The sequence below is a fragment of the Pseudomonas sp. S1_G07 genome, assembly GCF_054668565.1.
Map to the genome: position 1 here is coordinate 3032870 of NZ_CP162778.1, position 22174 is coordinate 3055043.

The following is a 22174-nucleotide window of genomic DNA, read 5'->3' on the forward strand; positions in this document are numbered from 1 at the left end:
CATGAAAAAGTTAATTGTGACCGGTGCCGCTAATGGGATTGGTCGAGCGACATTGGAGCAAGCCATTAAGGCTGGGTATTTTGTGATTGCCGCCGACAAGGATGCCGAAGGGCTGGGCCGGCTGCGCACGCTTTACGGCCCCCAGGTGCTGGAGACCCACGTCGTCGACTTTGCCGATAACACGGTTATCAAGACGTTCATGCCCGCGCTGTATGAGCGGCACGCCACGATTTACGGGCTGGTCAACAACGCTGGGATTTACCACGGCAAAAGTGTCTACGCCTATTCCGATCAGCAAGTGGACGAGGTCCTCAACGTCAACCTCAAGGCGCTGGTCTACCTCTCCAAGGACTTCGCCGAACGGGAAATGAAGTACGAAGCGCCGCGCAGCATCGTCAATATCGCCTCGGTGGCCGGCGAGGTGGGCAGTTGCGATGCCCTGTACGGCGCGACCAAAGCGGCGGTGATCGGCCTGACCAAAGCCAACGCCTGGAACTTCGCGCCGTTTGTGCGGGTGAACGCGGTGTCGCCGGCGCTGATCCACGACACGGCCATCTACGACACCATCCCCGAATACCGTCGCGCCGAATACGCGCGCCAGGAGATCCTCAAGGATCCGATCCGCCCCGTCGACGTCGCCGACGTGATCTTGCTGCTGGTGGGCGATGCCATGCGACATATCAGCGGACGGGTGATACCGGTCGACAACGGAGCCTACCCACGATGAACTCGCCAGCACTCAAGAAAAAACTGTTGCTGGTGGGGGCGGGCAACCTGTGCCTGCAGATCCTGAAGATCCTTGGGCCTAAAAATGCGTTCGAGTTTGTGGTGCTGGGGCGCAATGAGGAGGCGACCGTTCGCCTGTGTAACCTGGTGGCGCTGTCGTGCGCGCAACTGGGGCAATACATTGCGATCAAGCCGGTGATCGCTGACCTGACCGATATCGACAAGGTAACGCGGCTGCTGCGCGCAGAGGCGCCGGACATGCTGGTCAACTGCGCGTCGTTGCAGTCGTGGCGGGTGATCACCGGTTTGCCCAAGCTCTCGTTCGAAAAACTCGACCAGGCGCAGTTCGGGCCCTGGCTGCCCATGCACCTGACGTTGATGCATAACCTGATGCAGGCGGTAAAAGCCTCCGGCATCGTGACCAGGACCGTCAATGCGGCGTTTCCCGATGCGGTCAATCCGATCCTGGCCAGGGTCGGCCTGGCGCCGGATATCGGCGTGGGCAATGTGGCCAACCTGATTCCGGCGGTGCGCTTTTCCATCGCACGGTTGCTGGAATGTTCCCCCACCGATGTGCGGGTGCAGTTGTATGCCCAGCATTATTTCAGCCACTACGTGCCACGCGGTGGCCTGCCGCCGCGTGCCAGCTACCGCCTGTTGTATGAGGTTCATGGGCGTGCGACCACCACCCGCCTGCCGGCCGAGGCGATTTTTTCCACGGTCAAGTCGGAGTTTCGGCGCCTGGGTGGCGTAGACGGGCAGTTCCTCACGGCGTGTTCGGCGGTCAGCGTGATCGAAGGGCTGTTTTCACCGGTGCCGGTACTGGTGCATGCGCCCGGCCCCTTGGGCCTTCCGGGCGGTTATCCGGTGCGGCTGCAGGAAGGGAAAATCGAGGTGCAATTCTCTGACGCCTGCCCAAAGGACGAGGCGGTGCGCATCAATACCATCTGCCAAAGCCACGATGGCATCGACGAAATCCATTGCGATGGGTCGGTTACCTATAACCCGCAATGCATGGCCGTCATGCAGGCCATGCTGGGGTATTCCAAGAAAACCATGTCCGTCGAGCAGTCCGCCGAGTTCGCCCACGAGTTGGCGCGCAAGTACTCGTCTTTCAAGCATTCAACCTGGTAGGTGTGTGATGAATCAGATGGCAAGGCACAACCACAACGACGTCGCCAGTTACTCCGCGCAATATTCGGCGGAGTTTGTCGAACGCTGGGATGATTTGATCGATTGGGACAAACGAAAAGCGGGGGAAAACGGTTTCTTTGAAAAGTTGTTGAAAAAGCACGGCGTCCAGTCGGTGATCGATGTGTCCACCGGCAGTGGTTTTCATGCGGTACAACTCAAGCAGGCCGGGTTCGATGTGGTTGCCACGGACGGCAGCAGCACAATGTTGACCAAGGCGCGGGAAAACTTTCGAAAACGCCAGTTGAATATCCAATCGTATTACCGGGACTGGCATGCGCTCGACCCGCAGGAGCTTGGCCAATTTGACGCGGTGGTGTGCCTGGGCAGTTCGCTGTGCCATGTATTTGCAGCCCACGAGCGGTTGATGGTGCTGGAGAGGTTCAGGGCGTTGCTCAAGCCGGGTGGTTTGCTGATTGTTGACCAACGTAATTTCTTTGCCATTCGTGCAGGCCGCTTCAAAGCCAGCGGCAATTACTACTACTGCGGCACGCACGCATCCGTGGGCTTGGGGCAGGTCGATGAAAACCTGTGTGAGTTCATCTACTCATTTGATAACGCGCAACAGTACCGGTTGCAGGTCTATCCGCTGTTGCCAGGGGAGTTGAAGAGTGAGGTGCTCAAGTCCGGATTTTCCACCCATGAGAGTTACGGAGACTTCCAGGCCGACTACGACATGATGGAGTGTGATTTTGTCATACACACCGCGCTCGCCAGCGCTGGGAGGCCCTGATGAGCGTACTGGAGCAGCGCGCTGCCCGTCCCCTGGACAGTGTCGTCCTGGCGGTGGTCCTGACCGGTTTCGTGGCCAGCACCTACGGCTTTGGCGTTTACCTGTTCGCCAACCTGGTGGTGGACATGCGCCGCGACATCGGTTTCGACTACACCACCGTAGGCTTGATCACCGGCGGCGCCCAGATCGGTTTCCTGCTGTTTTCGTCGGTCACCAGTGTGATCAGCCGTTATGTCGAGGGCTGGAAGATCAGCCTGGTGTCCACGGTCATCACCTCCCTGGCGCTGCTGGGCCTGAGTGTCAGCGACAGCATCGGGGTGTCCGGGGCGTTGTTGATTTTGCTTGGGGGCTGCTCCGCCTCGGTGTATATCCCCCTCGCAGAGATCGTCACCAAGGGCTTCAGCCCCGGTAATCGTTCCCGGGTCATGGGGCTGATTTCCAGTGGCACCAGCTACGGCGTGTTTATCAACGGCTTGCTGGTGTCGTTCCTGACCGTGCATGGCGGCTGGCGTTCGATCTGGCTCACGGCCGGCGTGATCTCGGTTGCCCTGTGCGGGGCGGCCTGGTTTCTGCTACGCAACCTGGCGGCGGGCGAGCAGGGCGGGGCTGTCGATGAGCGATCGGTGGCGGTCGACCACCACAGGTCCTGGTTGAGCAGGTCGCTGTACATGATCTGGGCCATCGCTTTTCTCAATGGCATGGCGTTGCTGCCGTTTCAGACGTACCTGGCGCCTTACCTTCGGGATGAGTTGGGCGTTTCGGTGCAGGACGCCGGGTTTATCTGGACCACCATCGGCGCGGTGGGGATGGCCTCGGGCTTTCTGGTCGGTTGGATTGCCGACAAGGTTGGCGTGCGGGCATCGCTGGCGATGTGCTTTTTGAGTGCGGGCCTGGCCGCCACCCTGGTGTTCAGCGTCAACAGTGTGCCGCTGTTCTATCTGGCGGCGTTTTTGTTTGCGCTGGCGTTTTATCCGATCTTCGGGCTGGTCCCCAGCTATATCGGGCAACTTGTACCGGTCAGCCGCCTGACCCAGGCCTTTGGCATTGCCAACGTACTGATTGGCCTGGGTGGGGTGTGCGGCAATTTCCTGGGAGGGCTCTCCAAGGACCTGACCGGGTCGTTTTCCAGCGTCTATTGGGTGGTGGCGCTGCTGCTGTTTCTGCAATGCGTGATGGTGTTCACCCTGGGTAAACAACCTGTTTCAGTGGCGCAGGGGCAGCCGGCATGAGTTATTTTGCGCAACGTTCAAACCCGCATCTGCATGCGTTTGCGTTCAGCCCTCTGCCCGTGGGGTATTCGCGCATTCAGCAACAGCCAGTGGTAATCTGGATGACCGGTCTTTCTGCCTCCGGCAAGTCGACCATTGCCGACGCCCTCGACACGGCCCTGCAGGCCCAGGGGCGGTTTACCTGCATCATTGACGGCGACTCGGTACGCGGCGGGCTGTGCCGCGACCTGGGTTTTACCGACCGCGACCGCGACGAGAATATCCGCCGTGTCGCGGAGGTGGCGCGCTTGATGCTGGACGCCGGGCTGATCGTGATCGTCGCGCTGATTTCACCCTCGGCGGCCAGTCGGCATTACGCGCGCTCCATTATCGGCAATGAGTATTTTGTCGAGGTGCATGTGGATGCCGCGTTGGAAACGGCCGAACAACGCGACCCGAAAGGCTTGTATAAAAAAGCCCGCCTCGGGCTGATCAAACACTTCACGGGGATAGATTCGAACTACGACGTGCCGGTTTTTCCGGAGGTGCACCTCGATACCCAGGCGCTTTCGGTTGAACAGTCCGTCGAGACCCTCCTGGCTTGGCTGGCGCGAAACGACAACCCGGCTTAGCCATTGGTCTTTGCGCAAGAGGATACGGTGTTTGCCTTTTCAGAAAACAGGGTAATCTGCGCCATCGGAGCACTATTGCATTTGCGCTGGAGCAGGCATGACACATTTTACGGGCACTGCAAAATCGATTCGTCTGATTGGCGGGGCCCGGGTGTTGGACTTTATCAACACCACCAACGGTCGCCGCCCGGGCTCGGCACTCAAGGTGATGGAAGAACGGCTCACCAGCTTTCCGTTCTTCCTTGAATGGGCGCTGCATGCCGCGTTGATCTCCGCCCGGGAGTTCGATGCGTACAGGCCCATGGTGTTGGAGTCGCCGATTTCATACCAGCCCGGCCTGGACGCGATTATTGCGTTCAGGGAGTGCCTGTATGCCGTGTTTTTTCCGTTGTCGTCGCACCAGGCCGTGGCCGACGAGGCCTTGCAGCCGATCAACCTGGCCTTCCAACAGGGCGTGAGTTGGCGAGTGCTGCGCTCGGTCGACGGCCTGCCGGCCTGGCAATGGAAAACCTGCACCAGTGCCGAGGAATTGATCGCGATGCTGATAGGGCGCCTGGCGATCGACGCCACGCAATTGCTGGTATCCGGCGACCTTCACACGCTCAAATGCTGCACGGCCACTGATTGCGATTGGGTGTTCCTGGATATCTCCAAGAACAAACAGCGCAAATGGTGCCAGATGAGCGTATGCGGCAGCCGTGAGAAATTGAGCCGTCAGCGGCAAGCCCTCTAGCCGCAGCGCACGCTGCGACATCTGCGTGACCGCCTGGTACGCGCTGGCCCCATGACCCGGGTTCGCTCCAATCTCCTACTGCCAAGTCGGCAAATGGGTGCCGCTTGCAGGAACTGAATCGGACAGGTTCGCCACACAAGGGAGGTCTGCATTCCTTCATTGAAGGCAGGCAACCCTGTGATAACGCCGGATTGGAGATTTAAATGTCGGTATCCGCCCTCGATGTACCCGTACCCCATTCGCCCCTTCAGAAACCACCCTCCAAGGTCGACCCCAAGACTAAAGGAGCGACCACCGCACAAACGGAGGGTCAAAAAAACACGAGCATCGGTTTCAACGCGGGTGACAACAAACCCGGCAAGCTGTTTGCCAATCAAGCGCCTGCCCGTCATGCCGGTACCGAGGACACCCGGCCGCAGGGCGATGCTCGCCAGACGTCAGCTACGGATGCCGAAACGACCGGTGCGTTCGACCAACTCAAGCAAAAGCTGAAGGGCTGGTGCAATGGGCCGCGCCCGCCAAAACCGGATCCGTGCCTGCCGCCGCCTTGCTACGGTAAGCCGCCAACACCACCCAAGCCGTGCCCACCGCCGCCACCGCCGCCTAAGCCGTGCCCACCGCCGCCCTGTCCGCCACCGCCGCCCAAGCCTTGCCCGCCGACGCCACCACCGTGCAGCAGCCGGCCTCCAGAGCGGCCGACGCCGTGCAGGCCTGACCCTTGCTATGGCAGGCCCGACCCTTGGTACGCGAACAAGAGCAATGATCAGTTGTTGGGCATGCTGTTGAATAGCTTCAATGCCTTCAAGGACCCGGCGCGACCTGGGTACATCACTATCCAAAGCCTGTCGGATATGGCCAACCGACCATTGACCGGCAACCCTGCGCAGGATCGCAACGTTCGTCTGGCGCGGGAACTGATGAAGCGTCCGGAAGTGGTGAATGCTGTGGATCGGCACAGCACCACCGGTGTTCTGGATGGCCTGATCGACCGGCAAAAGATCGCGATGATCCTCAGCAGCCAGAGCCCGCTGAAGTATTCGGATGACTCGCAATTGGCGGTGCAGATGCTGCAGAATTTCGGCCAGTTGAGCGATCCTCGTAATCCGAGTTACATCAGCATCGACAATCTGCGCCGACTGGCCAACGTGCCGACCAGCCACCCGACCCACGGCCATCTCGCCTGGATCGCGCAGGAGGTCCTCAAGCGCGCCGCCGTAATGGGCAACATGGACGGTGGCGATTATTGGGGTAAGGACGGTTGGATCCACATAGACACGCTACGTCGGATGTCTCGCCGATACAGCCGTATCGTAGAGTGATTCATTGAACAGGCAGGGCGCCACGAGCCTTCGTGGCGTTTTCCCTGGGGGCCCTATGACTACAACTTTATTTAACGCTGGCCAGTCCGGATGCCCCCGGCAGGCGGCCAACACCCAACCTTCTGGCGAGACACCCGGTGCGTCTGGCGAACAAGACCATTGGTCATTGCGCCATGCGCATGAAGTCCAGCGCATGAAAGATTTTGCCGGTCGGCGCAGGTTCCAGGCACCGGTTGCCGATGATTTTGCCCGAGGGATGCTGGCGCCCGGACAGGACCGTAAAAAAGACACCCAACCAGTGGTGCGAATTTACGGCGCTCTGACGTCGGTGATCCTCGGGCTCAAAGCCTTGTGCAATGTGCAGCAGGCTGACGACAACCCCACGGCAGGCTCCCGCGAGTCCGACTGAGCAGGCATCGCCGTTCCCTCATTTACATGCTGTCATTGCTATTCGTCTTCCATTCGGAACTAACGCATTCGCCTGGCCACACATCGATGGCTGGCTTTCAGGGCATCGATTTGCTGAGCCAGGCAAGCGCGGATCCGGAAAAGGTTGGAGATGATGCATGAAAATTGATGGTGCAATTCCTCGTGGACGGCCAACGGCCGTGGGGGCGGCGGAGGAGCGGCCGACGTTGCCGCCTCCTCTGGTTCATGCTCCCCCTGATGATCAACCCGACTCGCGCAGCGCACTGCCGCGACGGCCCTTCCTGTTACGCGGAGCCTTGTCTGCGCTGCGCTACTCGACGTTACAAAACTTGCCCGCCACACGCGCGAATTACGAGGTGCCCGGTTCGAAATCAACGGATAGCCAACTGGCGAAGGCATTGGAAACCGCGTTTGGAATATTGCACCCCTATTTGAAGGACGGACAACTGACGCACTCATCGCTGCGGCAGGTGGCGGCGCTCGAGCTGGGTGAGAATGACGTGCTCAATCGCGCAATCCTCGCAGCGCGGGAGGTGCTCAATCGCCCGCGACTCAGCGATGCGATCATGAACAGCGAAGGCTATATTACCCGCGACAGCCTGAGGCGCGCGGCTACGCAGATGACGGGTAGCAGTGCCCCGAGCGCCTGCAGCCAAGACCCTTTTCATTCACAGAGCAACGCCCAGGTGGTCAAGGCGCTCCAAGGCGAGTTCGAACAGTTGAGGGACGCATCCAAGGACCGGACGGTGTTCTTTGAAAAGTATCAATACATGCCGATCGCCACGCTTAGAGCGGTGACGGCCGACCCGGACGCCGTCGACCCGCAGGGCTTGCCTGTTCTGGATGCCGCTACCGGGCTACCGAAGAAGCAGTACAGCGAGCACTGTGTGTACACGGCCAAAAACGTTATCGAGCGCCCAGGCTTGTTGCACTCGCTGGAGCGAGGCACGGTCAACGGCCTGTTCGGGCGCGCCTATGAAGAGGGTTGGCTGAGCAATAAAAGTCTTGAGCGTTGGCTCAAGCAAGACCACGCGCACAAAGCCAGGTAGCGACCTGGCTTTGTGCGGTCAAGTTTCAAGCCCTGAGAACTTTGCCACTGATGGCTACGCCCGCCAGCAACAGTGCGATCAGCAAAAACGCAGTGGACAGGCTGCTGCCGTGGGCGATAAAGCCAATCACGGCAGGGCCCGCCAGAATTCCGGCGTAGCCCAGGGTGGTGATGGCCGGCACAGCGATGTGCTCCGGCATGACCTTTTGCTTGCCAACCGCGGTGTACAGCACCGGCACGATATTCGAACAACCGGCCCCCACCAGTGCGTAGCCCAGCAGTGTGGTTTGCCACGCGGGCAGTAGCGTCGCCACCAACATTCCGGCTGTGGCCAGCGCACCACCGATCACAATCACGCGGGTGGCGCCCAGGCGCCGCACGATGGCATCGCCGGTCAGGCGTCCGGCGGTCATGGTCAGGGCGAAGGCCGCATAACCCAGGCCAGCGTAGGCCTCGTCCATGCCGCGCTCGGCACTGAGGAACACGGCGCTCCAGTCCAGCACGGCACCTTCAGCCAGAAACACGATAAAACACAGGCAGCCGATAAACAGCACCACGCCGTGAGGGATCGCAAACGCCGGGCCCGAACTTTCACTGCCGTAGGGCAGCAAATGCGGCCCGGCCTTGAGTAGCGCCACCACCATGATGACGACCACGACCAGGGTCGCCTGCAGCGGCGACAGGCCCAACCCCAGCAACCCGGCAACCCCCGCCGCACCGACGATACCGCCAAGGCTGAACAAGCCATGGAAGCCCGACATCATGGTGTTGCCACTGGCCCGCTCGACGATCACCGCCTGCAGGTTCACCGTGGAGTCCACCGTGCCCAGGCCCGCGCCAAACAGGAACAACCCGGCGATGAGCAGTGGCACCGAGCTGACCGTGGCCAGCATTGGCAAGGCCAGGCAGATCATGAGCGTGCCGGCCGTCAGCACGCGGCGGCAACCATAGCGTGACGCCAGCGCACCCGCTGCCGGCATGGCAATGATCGACCCCACCCCCAGGCACAACAGCAGCAAGCCCAGTGTGCCTTCACTCAGCTGCGCGCGTGCCTTGGCGTAAGGCACCAGCGGCGCCCAGGCAGCGATGCCGAAGCCAGCGATAAAAAAGGCGATACGGGTCGACATTTGCTCCAGTCGCCCGGGAACCACGGGCGCTGAGGTAGGGATGGCAGTCATGAAAAATCCTTGGTTTTGCGTTCAACGAACGATGTCCGGCGCGACATCCTTGCACATCAGGTCGCGGGGAGCGAGCCGGGTTCCCTTGGGATGGCCGGCGGTGAATTTTATTTTTACAAACAGGGAACGCCTTGCTCGTCGGCAACCACACAGAATATGTCGAGTGCGTAGCAGGCGTTCTGGAAGGTGCGTAATCCCCGTGGGAACTGGTGAACCCCGGGCTTCTTGCGGTGGATTACCACCTTCCAGGCCGCCTTTTGTAAACCCGTCAGGTCGTTGACATATACGGGCTGACGCCAACGACCTCGGCACCGGTTACCCGTACCAGCAACATGCCTTGAGGGGTAGTTTCCTTACCCCTGTAACTCTCGACAACGACGCGATCCGCGCCCTGCCATGCCCGCCGCGACGATGGCGGCAAAGATCGCCGCCTCTTGCAGGCGCGGGTCAAGACCGGGGCGGCCATGCAGGTATCCATACACAACGCCGACCGCCAATTCACCCAAGGCCGGTGCGGTATGGAATAACGCATCCAACCTCGCGCCGCCGTCGGGCACAAGTTCCATTCCACGGTCCAGGCAGTGTAGGACGTGCCGGATGGCGTGACACGCCAGGTTCTCGCACAATCGAACAGCGTGTTTACATCTCGCCCCTCACCCCCTTGATAAACGTGGATGTCCCAATGGCCCTGTTCTACGATGCTCGCGGCAATATCTATGGTGTGGTCAGCCCTGCCTCATTAAGGCGCCAGGGCATCGACGTGCCTGACGATGCTGCCTCGGCCGCGCGTACGCGCAACGTCTGGACGCAGTCGGCGATAGCGTCCGAATGCGACTGGGGCTCCACGCCAAAGCCGATCGATGCCAAGGCCCACCGCTGTGATGGCCTGCTGGTCGGCCCGTTCCAGGCCGAGCCGCCGTTCGACGTGTTGATCGTCAACACCGACGGCTCCCTGGCCGAGCGCAGTGGCAACGGCTTGACGATTTTTGCCCAGGCACTCACTGATCAGGGCTTGATGACCCAGGCGTGCGAGCTGCGGGTGCATCATGACAAGCCCGATGCGGTATCGCCGCTGGCCACACAGGTCGAGCCGGCTGTTCACGAGCACTGTGCGGGGTTCTGGCTGGCGCTGGGGTTGCCCGAGTTCGGGCCCTCGTCCGTGGGCGCGCGGGGCGTTGACAAGGTGCTGCTGGACGGCACGGAACTGAGCCGTGTGCGCGAGTTGGCGGCGATCAATCCGCACTGGGCCCATAGTCAGTTCGTGCGTGTGGGCAACCCCCATTGCGTGACCCTGGTCGAACAGGTCAGGGCCTTGCCGGACAATCCGCGAATGCAGCAACCGGCCCTGTTCGAAGCGCTGCAGGCGATAGCCTTCGCGCCTCCGGCTGGCAACGGTCGGCCCTGCTCGGCCGGGGTCAATTTGCAATGGGCAGCCCGGCAACCTGGCAACCGGGTGCTTGCCCGGGTGTTCGAACGGGGAGAGGGGCCTACCGCGTCCTCGGGCACCAGCGCGAGTGCCGTGGCATGTGCGGCTTGGCGGGCAGGCTGGGTCGAGGCTGGCGAAGTCGCGGTGGTGATGCCGGGTGGCACCGCGCCCGTACGCCTGCATGCACACGCCGATGCACTGCTGAGCGTCAGCCTGTTCGGGACTGCACGGCCGCAGGCATGAAGTCTTTTGAACGGATGATACTGGGGGGAGTGTCAGCTGTTTCGCTTTTAATTAATTTTTTTACGTAAGTCCGTGTAGGTGGTTTCTTATCTTTAATCCGTGATGGGCGGAATCGATTTAGTATTTTGTAAAAGATACTTCCATCTCATTCGTACGAAACTTCTTTTTTATTTAAAACAGGCTGAATTTTTCCTGGAATCGCTAAGCTTTAAGGCGTTCAGGCGCTTTTTCTCGATAACGCATTCAATGTTTAACGGGAGTAAGTACTTCAGGTCGGCAATAACGCCGACAATAACAACTATGGCGGGTAACAACGGATGGTTAACGCGTTTGTTTCGTCACGTTTCAAATTGATCCTTCCCCATATAACGACTGACTTTCAGGTACTGGCATTCAAAGGCCAGGAGGTCCTTGATCAACCGTATTTCATACAAATGCAGGTCGTCAGTGAGAACCCTGGGCTTGACCTGGAGGCACTGCTCCACCAACCCGTCTATCTGGATTTCGGTGAAGCGAGCGAGGGCCTGCACGGCCACGTTTATGCTATCGGTCGCGATGCTCCTGGGCGGCGACTCACGCGCTATCACCTGACCTTGGCGCCGCGCCTGGCTTGCCTGGCCCATCGCCGTGACCAACGGATTTTCCAACAACGCAGCGTTCCCCAGATCATTGCGGCGGTCCTCGAGCACCATGGCATCCTGGCCGACGCCTATGTGTTCGAGTTGGGCCCGGTGGTCTACCCGCCACGTGCGTTCTGCGTGCAGTACGCGGAAACCGACCTGCACTTCATCCAGCGGCTGTGTGAAGAGGAGGGCATTCATTATCACTTCCGCCACAGCGAAGATGCGCATGTACTGGTATTTGGCGATGACCAGACCGTCTTTCGGCGTTTGCCCGCGCAGCGGTATTCGCCGGCGGGCGGGCCGGAAGCCGAAACGTCGGTCATCCAGCGTTTCGATGTGCGGCTGTCCACCCGCAGCCGGCAAACGGTACGGCGTGACCATGATTTCGAGCATCCTTCCCTGTGCCTGCAGGAAACGGCAGGGCCGGCCTCGGCGCCGCTCCTTGAGGATTACCGCTACCCAGCTGGTTTCAACCGCCACGCACGTGGTTTGCGCCTGGCGCGTCGGGCTCTGGAGGGCCATCAACGCGATCGTCAACGGGCGCTGGGCAAGAGCGATCAACCCGCAGTGCGCAGTGGCCATTTTCTTGAGTTGTGCGAGCATCCCGAACCGTCCTGCAACGACTTGTGGCTGATCACCTCGGTACGTCACGAGGGGCATCAACCGCAGGTGCTGGAAGAGGCGGTATGCGAGGTGGATAAGTTCCAGGGGTATCGCAACCGCTTCACCGCGACCCCCTGGCAAGCGACGCATCGACCTGCCCTCAAGCATCCCAAGCCGACCATCAGCGGCAGCCAGACCGCAACGGTGACCGGGCCGGCTGGCGAAGACGTGCATTGCGATGCCTATGGTCGGGTGAAGGTACGTTTTCATTGGGACCGCCTGGATCACACCGATGACAAAAGCAGCTGTTGGGTTCGGGTGGCGTCCGGTTGGGCCGGCGACGGATTTGGCGCAACGATGATCCCGAGGGTAGGCATGGAAGTGCTGGTGACCTTCCTGGAGGGCGATCCGGACCAGCCGTTGATCAACGGCTGCCTGCCAAATGCACTGCACATGCCCACCTATCCCTTGCCACAGCACAAAACCCGCAGCGTGTTGCGCAGCCGCAGCACCCCGGGCGGCGAGGGTGCCAACGAGTTGTACCTGGAGGACCGCCGTGGCGAGGAACTTATCTACCTGCGGGCGCAACGGGACCTGGAACAATGGGTAGGTCATGACAGCCGCCTGGAAGTGGCAGGGGAGCGACGGGAGCTTATCCACGGCTTAAGCACGGTGCAGATGGAAAGCGAGGAGCACCGGCATATCACCGGCGATCGCAAGGTTGTGCTCAAAGCCGGCGATCACCTGCGTGTGCAAGGCGACAGCCAGACGTATGTCGGGCAGACCCTTGTGCTTGAAGCCGGGCAGCAGGTTCATCTCAAGGCCGGCGCCAGCCTGGTGATCGACGCGGGCGCGCAATTGAGCTTCAAGGCCGGCGGCGAGCACCTGGTGATCCAGGCGGGCGGCATTTTCAGCAGCCGGCCCATCACCCTCGGTGGCTCGCCATCGGCGAGTGTTCGTTCAGTGGCCGAGGGCCCGAAACTCTCCACGGTACAAGGCGCGATCGTTGAGTTGGCCAGGCAACTGGGCGCCGACTTCTGCCCGCTGTGCGAGCGTTGCCGCGAAGGCCAGTGCGATATCGACGGGAGGGCGGCCTGATGGACAACCTTCCAAGCCATTGGATGGCCCAGCAGCAGCAAGCGGGGCGCCGGCTGTGCCTGATGCTGGAGGGCAATAACGAGGCCCGCCAGCCAATGATCGCCGCCCGCGACCTGTCAGCCTATTGCAGCCTCTATGCGCACACCCCGCTGGCGGAAATAGCAACGGCGGGCCCCGTTATCCTGCTGCTGGACGAACTGAGCGAGCCAGCGTTGTTGCAGCTTTTAAACACGCCGCAGACGAATTGGGGGTGGTTGGGCAGCTTGCCAGGCGCAGAGCTGACGAGCGTGACGCGGCACTGGCGCGACCGGCTGCTGGTCGGAGCCGAGGGTGAGCAGGCGCTGTACCGCGTTCATGACAATCGCACGTTGGCGCGCGCCTTAGCCTATCTGTCACCCGAGCATCGGCCGTTATTGCTCGGCCCGCTGATCAGCGTGTGCTACTGGCACGACCACGGCTGGCATTGCGCTAATAACCCTGCCCCCGGCGAGTATCCGATGCCCGACCCCGCCCCGTGGCTGGACACGCCCAACCCTCAGGCCGACGCCATCCTGCACGCCAATGTCCTGCGTTATCTGCTGGCCGAGCACAGCGAAGACCTGGTGGTGCTGGTTGAATTCCAGGACCCGAGAATATGGTTGAGCCAGGTACTTGAGCAGGCGCGTGCATGGCAGTGGAAACGCCCGGAACAGCTTGAGTTTCTGGTTGTACGACGGTTGGAAGAGACCACTCGCGGCAGCGTGATTCGGTGGCCGCCGATAGTGGGGGAAGCGCCCGAAGACCACTTCGAGCGTGTGATGCGGCAATGGCGGCATGGGGGAGAAAAACAATGAGCAGGCGAATGTTGGGTGTGCTGCTTGCGCTGGGTATCACGGGGCTTACAGGGTGTGTGGGAAAGCAGGTTGATAGCTTTACGCTGGAGGTGGACCTGCCGGCGGAATTCAAGCTTAAAACCGCCGCCAATTACTACCCCGCGACAGGTGAGATGTGCACCTTGCCACGGCGTCGAGGCAAGAGGCCGGAGAGGAAGGTGTTTTTTACTGAATACGAACCTGCGGCCAGTCGCGTGAGTTACAAACTGCCGTTGAGTGAAACCGTCGAGGGGTGTCCGTTGGTATTGCGCAGTGTGGAATTTGATTTCTACGCGAAGTGGGGGACGCGCAGCTCGGATGTTGGAGGGGATATCGGCGGGATCTCAATTCGTGATCGGCTGGAGGACGAGATGGCGGGGATGCCTGAGTCGGGTGTTCAGGAGTTGCTCGGGCAATGTCAGTGGCTGTTTCGGACGGTGGGGCGACAGCATGCAATCATAAAGGTCCTTAAATGTAACTCTTTGGAAGTAAGTCGGCAGTCACATAAAGGCCGAGCGGGCGGGGTTTTGGCGCGAGATGAGCTTGGAGGGAAAACGGTTCGGGTAAAAATGAACGTGATTAATGAAGAGCGACCTTATATGGGGGACAACTGGGTTCGTTTTCCTCAGGGGTGGAAACGATGCCGGGGTGAAAGTTTCGAGGACCTGTATGCCTTTTGCCGGGGAAATACCACCGACTTCAAACCGATAAAAATGCCCGATGGGCGTATCTGCGACATATATCCAACTTGTACTGAATAAGGATATCCAGGCATGACGATGGAGCAATGGAAGCATTCTTTTTTTAATGGAAAAATGCCTGCTTGCGCATTACGTGGCGGCAGGTTGAGTTTTTGTCTAGTCGATGAAACAGGCGACGGAAAAGCCTATGGCGGCCTCAAGTATGAAGTGTTTGACAGCCTCGGGCAGCGCTACACAGGGTATTTGAATGCAGAGGGTTTTGCTGGGTTGGAGGGCCAATGCCGAGGCCCCGTCGTTCTGATGGTTGATGCTTCATATGAGATAGGGGAGGGCTACTATTCAACTTTGCAGCAACGGGAAAACTATCCATTACCTATCAGCGATCTCCAGGTCCGGGCTGAACAAACACGTTTTTCAAATACCGATGGCCGGCGTACCGAGGACAACCCCGCACGGCAGAAAGCGGATCGGTTTTATCAGGTTGAAGTCAGCGACCTGGTGCGCCATACCGCTCATCTTCCGCCCGTGGCTGCCAGCGCTTATCGGCCTGAGCGTCATGCGCTGAAAATGATGGCCGATTTGGGGTTCGGTCCACCCCAGCCCGCCTTGTCAGGGATTGTGCTGTTCCCAAATAGCTATACGGTTCTGGAGGTGCGTCCGCTGCGGGCCCTGCGCCCGATGGTCTCGACCGAAGACAGTTTCTGCGCCTTGAATTTGTACCATTTGGCGCTGTTTGCTGCGTTAAGTTATTGCGATTTCGGTCAGGAGCCGCGAGAAAAGCCCGCTGATAAAGTTCGCTTCCCATGGGATCCCAGCGTTGGAAATTTGTTTGCTGAAAAACTATCGGGCTATCACGAAGCATGGCGAATCGACCCCGCACAAACGCAGCGTTTTTATCCCCTTTATGAAGATGTCCCTTACTCCCGGCGATTCGAAATCCTACCTTTTGATCCTGAGTTGTATCCACAGAATCGCCCGGAGTTACAGGACAAACAGGAACATCCAGCGAGTGTGCACTTCTTTGATGACGAAAAAACGGGAACTGACACTCAAGCTTTCATCACTCACCACGACGAAGTGATCTTGATCTCCGTGCGAGGCACCTTCAGTACGGCCGACGCATTGCGTGATGCAAATGCCCATCAGGTGGTTTTTACCGACGGTGTCGGTAAGGCACACGAAGGTTTTTATCAGGCTTACCGAGCGATGCGCGATTTCGTGCTGCGTTACCTCAGCCAATTTCATAGTGGACAACGCATCGTTATTTGCGGCCATAGTCTGGGCGGTGCAATTGCATTGCTATTGGCAGAAGGGCTACGTCGTATGCCTGATCGTGACTACAACATCCTCCTCTACACCTACGGCGCCCCCCGTGCCGGCGATTCCGAATTCACTGCCGGTGCATCCACATTGGTCCACCACCGCATCGTCAACCACAACGACCCCGTTCCCAGCGTCCCAGCGCCCTGGATGAACACCACCGCCAAGCTCTGGATTCCTGGCGCCGTCACGCTGTTCAGTGCTCCCGCAACCGGTGGCCTGCTGTTCGCCGCCGGCCTGGTGCGTTTTGGCGGCAACCCCTACCGGCACCATGGTGAACAACAGCACTTCATGCCGATCATGCTCCCGGATGGCACGCGCTCCTCGGTGCTGTGGAAGCCCGGTTGTGAGTCCATCGAAGAGGTAGCGATCAATCGCGCCTTGCAATTGCATGGAGATATGCCTGATCGCTCTAATTTGATTAAGCAACTGTTCGAGGCCAGCCAGCATTTCATGACCGCCAGTTATATCCCGGCGGCTTGGGCGACGCTGCATCGCTGGCAGCAGGCCCTGGACACCCAGGGCCCTCTGGTGACCCAAAGAGAGTACGAACTGTTGGATCGGGCGCTGGAGGCCATGCGCCAGCAACTACGCGACAAACGGCGAGAACTGGAGCGTCGGCGGCCATCCAATGGACGCAGTCATAAACCGGGCGAGTTCAATCAGGCGCTCAATGCCGAAATCGACCGGCTGCACACCAGTCGCGAACGCCTGCAATCCCTGCGCTGGCGTCGCCTTAAAGCCCGCGATGTCTATGGCAGCCATGCCCATGCTGCCCACCTTCCATCCAGCCTCAAGCGTTGGTTCAGCCATCGGGAAAACCGAGCGCTGTCCCAAGTCGCCAGCATCCCTCCCGTCATGGATGGCGAGCCGGGGAGGGCGCAGATGCTGGATATCGACTCAATCACCTGACCCGAGCATTCATACAAACTCCACGTGCGCTGGCTGACGCTTCATCAACACTTTGCCGTCGCGGATGGAGTACAGCGGCAGGCCCTGGCTGCGGATCACCTCGTAGTCGCTGTCCGCCGAAAGGATCAACAGGTTGGCCGGGCGTCCGGGTTCCAGGCCGTAGCGGTCGCCCAGGGCCATGGCCTTGGCGCTGTTGTCGGTCACCAGGTCGAGGGCGCTTTGCAGGTTGCGGTAACCGAGCATGTGGCAGATGTGCAGGCCTGCTTCCAGGACGCGCAGGATGTTGCCATTGCCCAGCGGGTACCAGGGGTCAACGATTGAGTCCTGGCCGAAGCACACGTTCATGCCGGCTTCGAGCAGTTCGTTGACCCGGGTGACACCCCGGCGTTTCGGGAAACTGTCGAAGCGGCCCTGCAGGTGGATGCTTTCGGTCGGGCACGAGACGAAGCTGATGCCGGAGTGCCCCAGCAGGCGGAACAGCTTGGCGCAGTAGGCATTGTCGTAGGAGCCCATGGCGGTGGTGTGGCTGGCAGTGACGCGAGCACCCATGTCGCGGCTGCGGGCTTCTTCGGCGAGCACTTCAAGGAAGCGCGAGTGGGGGTCATCGGTTTCGTCGCAATGCACGTCCACCAGGCAGCCAGTGCGTTCGGCCAGGTCCATCAGGAACTTCACCGAACTCACGCCCTGGTCGCGGGTGTATTCAAAGTGAGGAATGCCGCCAATCACGTCGGCGCCCAGGCGGATGGCTTCTTCCATCAGTTCGCGGCCGTTGCGATAGGACTCGATGCCTTCCTGGGGGAATGCAACGATTTGCAGGTCGATCAGGTGCGTGCTTTCTTCGCGCACCTGCAACATGGCTTTGAGCGCCGTGAGGTCCGGGTCGGTGACGTCGACGTGGGTACGCACATGCTGGATGCCGTGGGCGGCGAGAGCCTGGATGGTTTTCTTCGCGCGGGTCTTGGTGTCTTCTTGGGTGATAGTGGCTTTGCGTTCGCCCCAGCACTCGATGCCTTCGAACAGGGTGCCGCTCATGTTCCAGCGCGGTTCGCCGGCGGTGAGGGTGGCATCGAGGTGGATGTGCGGTTCGACAAAGGGCGGGATCACCAGGTTGCCGGCGGCGTCCAGGTCGCCGGCGGCCAAGGCGGGTGCTGCCGTGTGTGGGATGATGCTGGCGATCCGGCCGTTTTCCAGGTGCAGATCATGCAGGCCTTCACGGTTGCGCAGGCGGGCGTTGATGATGTGCATGGGCAAGTTCCTCTTGGCTAAAAGCAATCAGGCAGACAGCCGCCGGATCATCAGGGGGATGCCGATGTCCAGGCGGTCATATGAATTATTCAGCGGCGACCATCAGGTTACCATTCTCGTGAGGCCAGGCTTGCGGGGTGCGATCACGCACGCCGCTGCGCAGCATAAGCAGGTACTCGGCGATGGTCAGGCTCATGCCTGGGCGTCAGCCAGCGGTGCACGTACGCGTAAAACGGCGGTCAACGCGATGTAGGTCAGTGACGCGGCAGCGATCCCCACCAGCGGGGCGACCCACGGGGAGTTGAACGCCAGCACGGTGCCCACGGCGTAGGCCACCAGCCCCGACCAGTTGAACGCCGGGAGGCGCGCCTGCGCCAGTAGTGGGTAGCGGCCGCGATAGCGGTAGAAGAAATCCGCCATGATCACCCCGCCAATCGGTGGAATCACCGTACCCAGCAGGATCAGGTAGGGCACCAGCATGTCGTACATGCCCAACAACGCCAGCAGGGTGCCGATCACCGCGCCGGCCAGGGTCACGGTCTTGCGGCGCCGGGTGCGCAACAGGTTGCAGCCGGCCACGGCGAAGTTGTAGATGGTGTTGTCCTGGGTGCTCCAGATATTGAGCAGCAACATGGCCATGGCCGCCATGGCAAAGCCTTGCAGCAGCAACACCTCCACCACGTCCGGTTGCTGGTAGACGATGGCGCCATAGGCGCCGATCAGTACCATCAGGCCGTTGCCGACGAAGAAGCCGATCAGGCTGGCCAGCACCGCCACCCTGGCCGAGCGCGAAAACCGCGTCCAGTTGGTGGCCTGGGTCGCGCCGCTGACAAAGGTGCCGAACACCAGGGTGATCGCCGTGGACAAGTCCAGTTCCCCGGTCGGTACCACCGCCAGCAAGCCCTCCCAACCGCCGACTTTCACCGTGGCGACCCACATCGACAGAAACAACAAGAGCCCCATGGCCGGCACCGCGACGTAGGACAGAATCTCCAACCCGCGATACCCCACGTAGGCCGTCGCGCAGAACATCAGGCCAAACAGCACCATCAATGCCAACACACTGCCCTGGCTCAGTTCGAAATATTTACCCAGTACCACGGCAGCGGTGGCGGTGCCCCAGGCGTACCAGCCGATCTGGGTAAAACCGAGGATCAGGTCGCTGAGCTTGCTACCGGCCTCGCCAAAGCAGAAGCGCCCCATCAATACCGAGTTCAGGCCGCTTTTGAAGGCAATATAGCCCAGGCCTGCGGCGTAAATACCCAACAGCAGGTTGCCCAAGGCCACCACGCCGAGCATGTCGGTGAAACTGAACGCCACCCCCAGCTTGCCGCCGGCGAACATGGTCGCGGTAAAAAACGTAAAGCCCAGCAGCACCATGGCGGTAGAAGCCAGGCCCTTGCGTGCATGCAGGGGCACTTCGCTTAAGGGGTAGTCGTTGCCCGGTTCGTGTTGCGTCATGTGCCTTGCTCCCTGAATGAGTGACGCAGGCCTGTTGCACCGCGCGTGCCAATTCAGCGGCAGTGACGCGCACACGGTGAGCGCTGTGCACCGTGCACAGTATTTATAGCCAAAGCGGGGAGCGACGCGAGCGTCAGTGTTCGCGGTGCCCGGTCGGGCACGAAAGCGGTGCAGCGGTGATACAAATTGGATCAGTCGAACAGCGTCTGCGTGGTTTCGCCGCGATGAAATGCAAACGCAGCCTCCAGATCACTCTCGATGGTGCGCCCGCGGGACAGTGGCGGCAGCGCGTCCAGGCGGAAAAAACCCACATCGGTGGTTTCGAACCCGGGCATCGGCGCCTGTTGATCCACACGCTCACACAAGAAGTACAACTTGTAGAAGTCGCGTACATCCGGTCGATACAAACCCTTGGCTTTGTGCGTCACGCTGTACAGCGCGCGCGCCGTCACCGTCAGCCCGGCTTCCTCGCGAATCTCCTTGATGATGTTCTCAGCTGCCGACAAACCGATGTCCGCATAACCGCCCGGAAGTGCCCAGCAGCCGTCGGTCGATTCCCTTACCAGCAGAATCCGCTCGCCTTCGATCACGGCACCGCGTACGTCAATCATCGGCGTCGAATAGCGCTGGGCGAAGTCCGTGACCAGCCCGCAGATGCGCGCTAACGGCACATTGCCCAGTTGCGCCAGCATGCTGTGGGCAATCTGGGCAATTTCCTCCAGGCGCTCGCGCTCGAAATCATCGGTGCAAAAGTGCAGCCCGGTGGAGGCCAGCGCTTGCAGGCGTTTGGCCTGGGCCAACCAGATGTTTTCCATGGACGTCTCCCTGGGTTCCGAACAGGGCGTGCACGCGCAAGGGTGCTACGCCAGCCAAAAAAAACCACCGCAAGGGTGGTTTCTGCACGTCGCGCTTACTCGCCGCGATAGATGCAACCGCTGGTGCAGGTCTCATGGATACGAATCGCGCTGAGTTCCGGCAGCAACGGCTTGAGCTCATTCCAGATCCACTTGGCCAGCACTTCGCTGGTGGGGTTTTCCAGGCCCGGAATGTCATTGAGGTAATTGTGGTCGAGGCGGTCGTAGAGCGGCTTGAAAATCGCCTTGATCTCCGAGAAGTCGCGGATCCAGCCGGTATGGGGATCCAGGTCGCCGCTCAGGTGGATCGCCACCTTGAACGAATGCCCATGCAGGCGCCCGCATTTATGGCCTTGCGGCACGTGCGGCAAGCGGTGGGCGGACTCGAAGGTAAACTCTTTGAAGATTTCCACGGTATTTTCAGCTCGGTCAGGTATCTGGCAGGCGGCGAGTTTAACAGCTTGATCCGTCGCCGCGCACACCGCTGGGTCAGAGGGCTTGCAAGTGCTCGCCCAATTTGCCGTTATCCGCCCAGTCCAGAAACGTATCGCCCAGCCGCCGGCTTTCGCTCATGGCGGTTTGCCAATATTTATTGCGGCTTGGGTCATCGCCCATGAAGCGCTTGAAGTCGCTGCGGTCCGGCAGTTTGCCGTGGGGCAGGCGGGCCAGGTAGTCCTTGGACGGTGCCAGCAGCAACACATCCTGCAAGCCCTGCTGATTGCTGCGCCGCCACGGCAGGCCCTTGTCGAACCAGCCGGGGATGACCCGGTCGGTGAAATGCGGGTACAGCACGATGTCGTCGCCGTGGTAGGGCAGGTCGAGGTGGTAGTCCAGCAGGCCGCCGTCGCGGTAGGTGCCAGCGCCAGCGCCAGGCAGGTCGCGCACGCCTTGCATCACCATGGGGATCGAGCCCGAGGCGAGCAACGCCTGGCGCAGGTTGCCCAGTTCCAGGTCAAGGAAGCGCGACGGGAAGTCCTTCAACGGGTGCACCGGGGGCGGCTGGCGCGGGTCGTGAACGATCAACCGTTCGAAATGCCGCGACAGCCGCGCGCGGCCTCGCAGGTTATCGGCAATCACCGATGACAGGCCCAGGCCCAGGCGCCCACGGTGGTCATCGGCAAGCAGGCCATGGCTTTTGACCACCATGATGTTCAGGCGATAGTCGGGGTTGTCCAGCACCCGCGCATCGCGGCCGGCCAGCAGATCGTCGAGCATGCGTTGGCAGCTCTGGCTGACGTCGGCCATGGTCACGCCTTTGGCAAAGCGTTGTTCGTTGTACAGGCGGCCGAGGTCCAGCAGGCCTTGCACCGGGTCGGGCAGGCAGGCGCTGGCAAAGCGCCAGGAGCCGATAGAGGCACCGATCAGCGCGCGTTCCCGTGGCGCGCGGGGCAGCCAGTCGCCGAACAGCGCCAGGTCCAGACCCTGGATGCCCAGGGCCTTGGGGCCACCGGCTGCACCGGGAAGAATACCGACGTCGGCCGACGCCAGGCCCTGCTCACGGATGCGGGTAAAGGCACGTTTGCCGGCCTTGAGGGTCAGGGCGGGAAACTTGATGTGGATGGCTGTCATACCGGTCTCTGTTGAAGCGAGCGGGGCAGTATAGAAAATCTCGCACGGTGTGGGAAAAAGGCCACCCCATA

Annotated in this window: 20 protein-coding genes and 1 pseudogene; 14 read left to right on the forward strand and 7 right to left on the reverse strand. The window is 60.6% G+C overall.

The genetic code is table 11. The features are described 5' to 3' along the window. The first annotated feature begins 1 nt into the window (after position 1). From AB4O05_RS14050 to AB4O05_RS14090, 9 genes are all read left to right on the forward strand, one after another. Positions 2 to 727: an SDR family NAD(P)-dependent oxidoreductase gene (locus AB4O05_RS14050; RefSeq protein WP_460136998.1), complete on the forward strand. Its 726-nt coding sequence runs from the start codon at positions 2 to 4 to the stop codon at positions 725 to 727. Beyond that, the gene (locus AB4O05_RS14055; RefSeq protein WP_460136997.1) at positions 724 to 1860 is read left to right on the forward strand and encodes a Rossmann-fold NAD(P)-binding domain-containing protein; all 1137 of its coding nucleotides are present in this window, start codon (positions 724 to 726) and stop codon (positions 1858 to 1860) included. The genes AB4O05_RS14050 and AB4O05_RS14055 overlap by 4 nt, the downstream gene beginning before the upstream one ends. 7 nt (positions 1861 to 1867) lie before the next feature. After that, on the forward strand, positions 1868 to 2650 hold the full coding sequence (locus AB4O05_RS14060) for a class I SAM-dependent methyltransferase (RefSeq protein ID WP_460136996.1): 783 nt from the start codon (positions 1868 to 1870) through the stop codon (positions 2648 to 2650). After that, positions 2650 to 3879, forward strand: coding sequence for an MFS transporter (locus tag AB4O05_RS14065; protein ID WP_460136995.1), 1230 nt, complete (start codon positions 2650 to 2652; stop codon positions 3877 to 3879). Before AB4O05_RS14060 ends, AB4O05_RS14065 begins: the two co-directional genes overlap by 1 nt. After that, on the forward strand, positions 3876 to 4490 hold the full coding sequence (cysC, locus tag AB4O05_RS14070) for an adenylyl-sulfate kinase (RefSeq protein WP_460136994.1): 615 nt from the start codon (positions 3876 to 3878) through the stop codon (positions 4488 to 4490). The genes AB4O05_RS14065 and cysC overlap by 4 nt, the downstream gene beginning before the upstream one ends. A 97-nt stretch (positions 4491 to 4587) precedes the next feature. Beyond that, the gene (locus tag AB4O05_RS14075; protein WP_460136993.1) at positions 4588 to 5223 is read left to right on the forward strand and encodes a CGNR zinc finger domain-containing protein; all 636 of its coding nucleotides are present in this window, start codon (positions 4588 to 4590) and stop codon (positions 5221 to 5223) included. Positions 5224 to 5426: 203 nt separating this feature from the next. Next, positions 5427 to 6542, forward strand: a complete 1116-nt coding sequence (locus AB4O05_RS14080; RefSeq protein ID WP_460136992.1) for a hypothetical protein — start codon at positions 5427 to 5429, stop codon at positions 6540 to 6542. 55 nt (positions 6543 to 6597) lie between these two features. Continuing rightward, a complete protein-coding gene (locus tag AB4O05_RS14085) occupies positions 6598 to 6951 on the forward strand; it encodes a hypothetical protein (RefSeq protein ID WP_460136991.1) in 354 nt (117 codons plus the stop codon). A gap of 157 nt (positions 6952 to 7108) precedes the next feature. Continuing rightward, entirely contained in the window at positions 7109 to 8020 is a 912-nt protein-coding gene (locus AB4O05_RS14090) for a type III secretion protein (protein WP_460136990.1), read from the forward strand. A gap of 25 nt (positions 8021 to 8045) precedes the next feature. Here the strand turns inward: AB4O05_RS14090 and AB4O05_RS14095 are convergent, their stop codons facing one another. Beyond that, positions 8046 to 9197 (reverse strand): MFS transporter, encoded by a 1152-nt coding sequence (locus tag AB4O05_RS14095; protein WP_460136989.1) that lies wholly within the window; start codon positions 9195 to 9197, stop codon positions 8046 to 8048. A 389-nt stretch (positions 9198 to 9586) separates the two neighbouring features. Further along, positions 9587 to 9763 (reverse strand): annotated as a pseudogene (locus AB4O05_RS14100) (carboxymuconolactone decarboxylase family protein); the annotation flags it as partial. A gap of 116 nt (positions 9764 to 9879) precedes the next feature. On the opposite strand from AB4O05_RS14100, the gene AB4O05_RS14105 reads away from it, so the two are divergent. The 5 genes from AB4O05_RS14105 (at position 9880) to AB4O05_RS14125 (ending at position 16974) form a co-directional block, all read left to right on the forward strand. Then, a complete protein-coding gene (locus AB4O05_RS14105) occupies positions 9880 to 10866 on the forward strand; it encodes a diaminopimelate epimerase (RefSeq protein ID WP_460136988.1) in 987 nt (328 codons plus the stop codon). Positions 10867 to 11183: 317 nt separating this feature from the next. Next, a complete protein-coding gene (gene tssI / locus AB4O05_RS14110) occupies positions 11184 to 13190 on the forward strand; it encodes a type VI secretion system tip protein TssI/VgrG (protein ID WP_460136987.1) in 2007 nt (668 codons plus the stop codon). After that, a complete protein-coding gene (locus AB4O05_RS14115) occupies positions 13190 to 14023 on the forward strand; it encodes a DUF4123 domain-containing protein (protein WP_460136986.1) in 834 nt (277 codons plus the stop codon). Before tssI ends, AB4O05_RS14115 begins: the two co-directional genes overlap by 1 nt. After that, complete coding sequence (locus tag AB4O05_RS14120) at positions 14020 to 14802, forward strand: actin depolymerization factor/cofilin- and gelsolin-like domain-containing protein (RefSeq protein WP_460136985.1); 783 nt, start codon at positions 14020 to 14022, stop codon at positions 14800 to 14802. The genes AB4O05_RS14115 and AB4O05_RS14120 overlap by 4 nt, the downstream gene beginning before the upstream one ends. A gap of 12 nt (positions 14803 to 14814) precedes the next feature. Next, entirely contained in the window at positions 14815 to 16974 is a 2160-nt protein-coding gene (locus AB4O05_RS14125) for a lipase family protein (protein WP_460136984.1), read from the forward strand. A gap of 9 nt (positions 16975 to 16983) precedes the next feature. Here the strand turns inward: AB4O05_RS14125 and codA are convergent, their stop codons facing one another. From codA to AB4O05_RS14150, 5 genes are all read right to left on the reverse strand, one after another. Then, complete coding sequence (gene codA, locus AB4O05_RS14130) at positions 16984 to 18219, reverse strand: cytosine deaminase (RefSeq protein ID WP_460136983.1); 1236 nt, start codon at positions 18217 to 18219, stop codon at positions 16984 to 16986. Between the two features lie 192 nt (positions 18220 to 18411). Beyond that, complete coding sequence (gene codB, locus AB4O05_RS14135; protein ID WP_460136982.1) at positions 18412 to 19680, reverse strand: cytosine permease; 1269 nt, start codon at positions 19678 to 19680, stop codon at positions 18412 to 18414. Between the two features lie 191 nt (positions 19681 to 19871). After that, positions 19872 to 20495, reverse strand: coding sequence for an NUDIX hydrolase (locus AB4O05_RS14140; protein ID WP_460136981.1), 624 nt, complete (start codon positions 20493 to 20495; stop codon positions 19872 to 19874). 95 nt (positions 20496 to 20590) lie between these two features. Then, on the reverse strand, positions 20591 to 20947 hold the full coding sequence (queD, locus tag AB4O05_RS14145) for a 6-carboxytetrahydropterin synthase QueD (RefSeq protein WP_460136980.1): 357 nt from the start codon (positions 20945 to 20947) through the stop codon (positions 20591 to 20593). Between the two features lie 76 nt (positions 20948 to 21023). Next, positions 21024 to 22103 (reverse strand): patatin-like phospholipase family protein, encoded by a 1080-nt coding sequence (locus AB4O05_RS14150; protein WP_460136979.1) that lies wholly within the window; start codon positions 22101 to 22103, stop codon positions 21024 to 21026. Positions 22104 to 22174 lie beyond the last annotated feature (71 nt).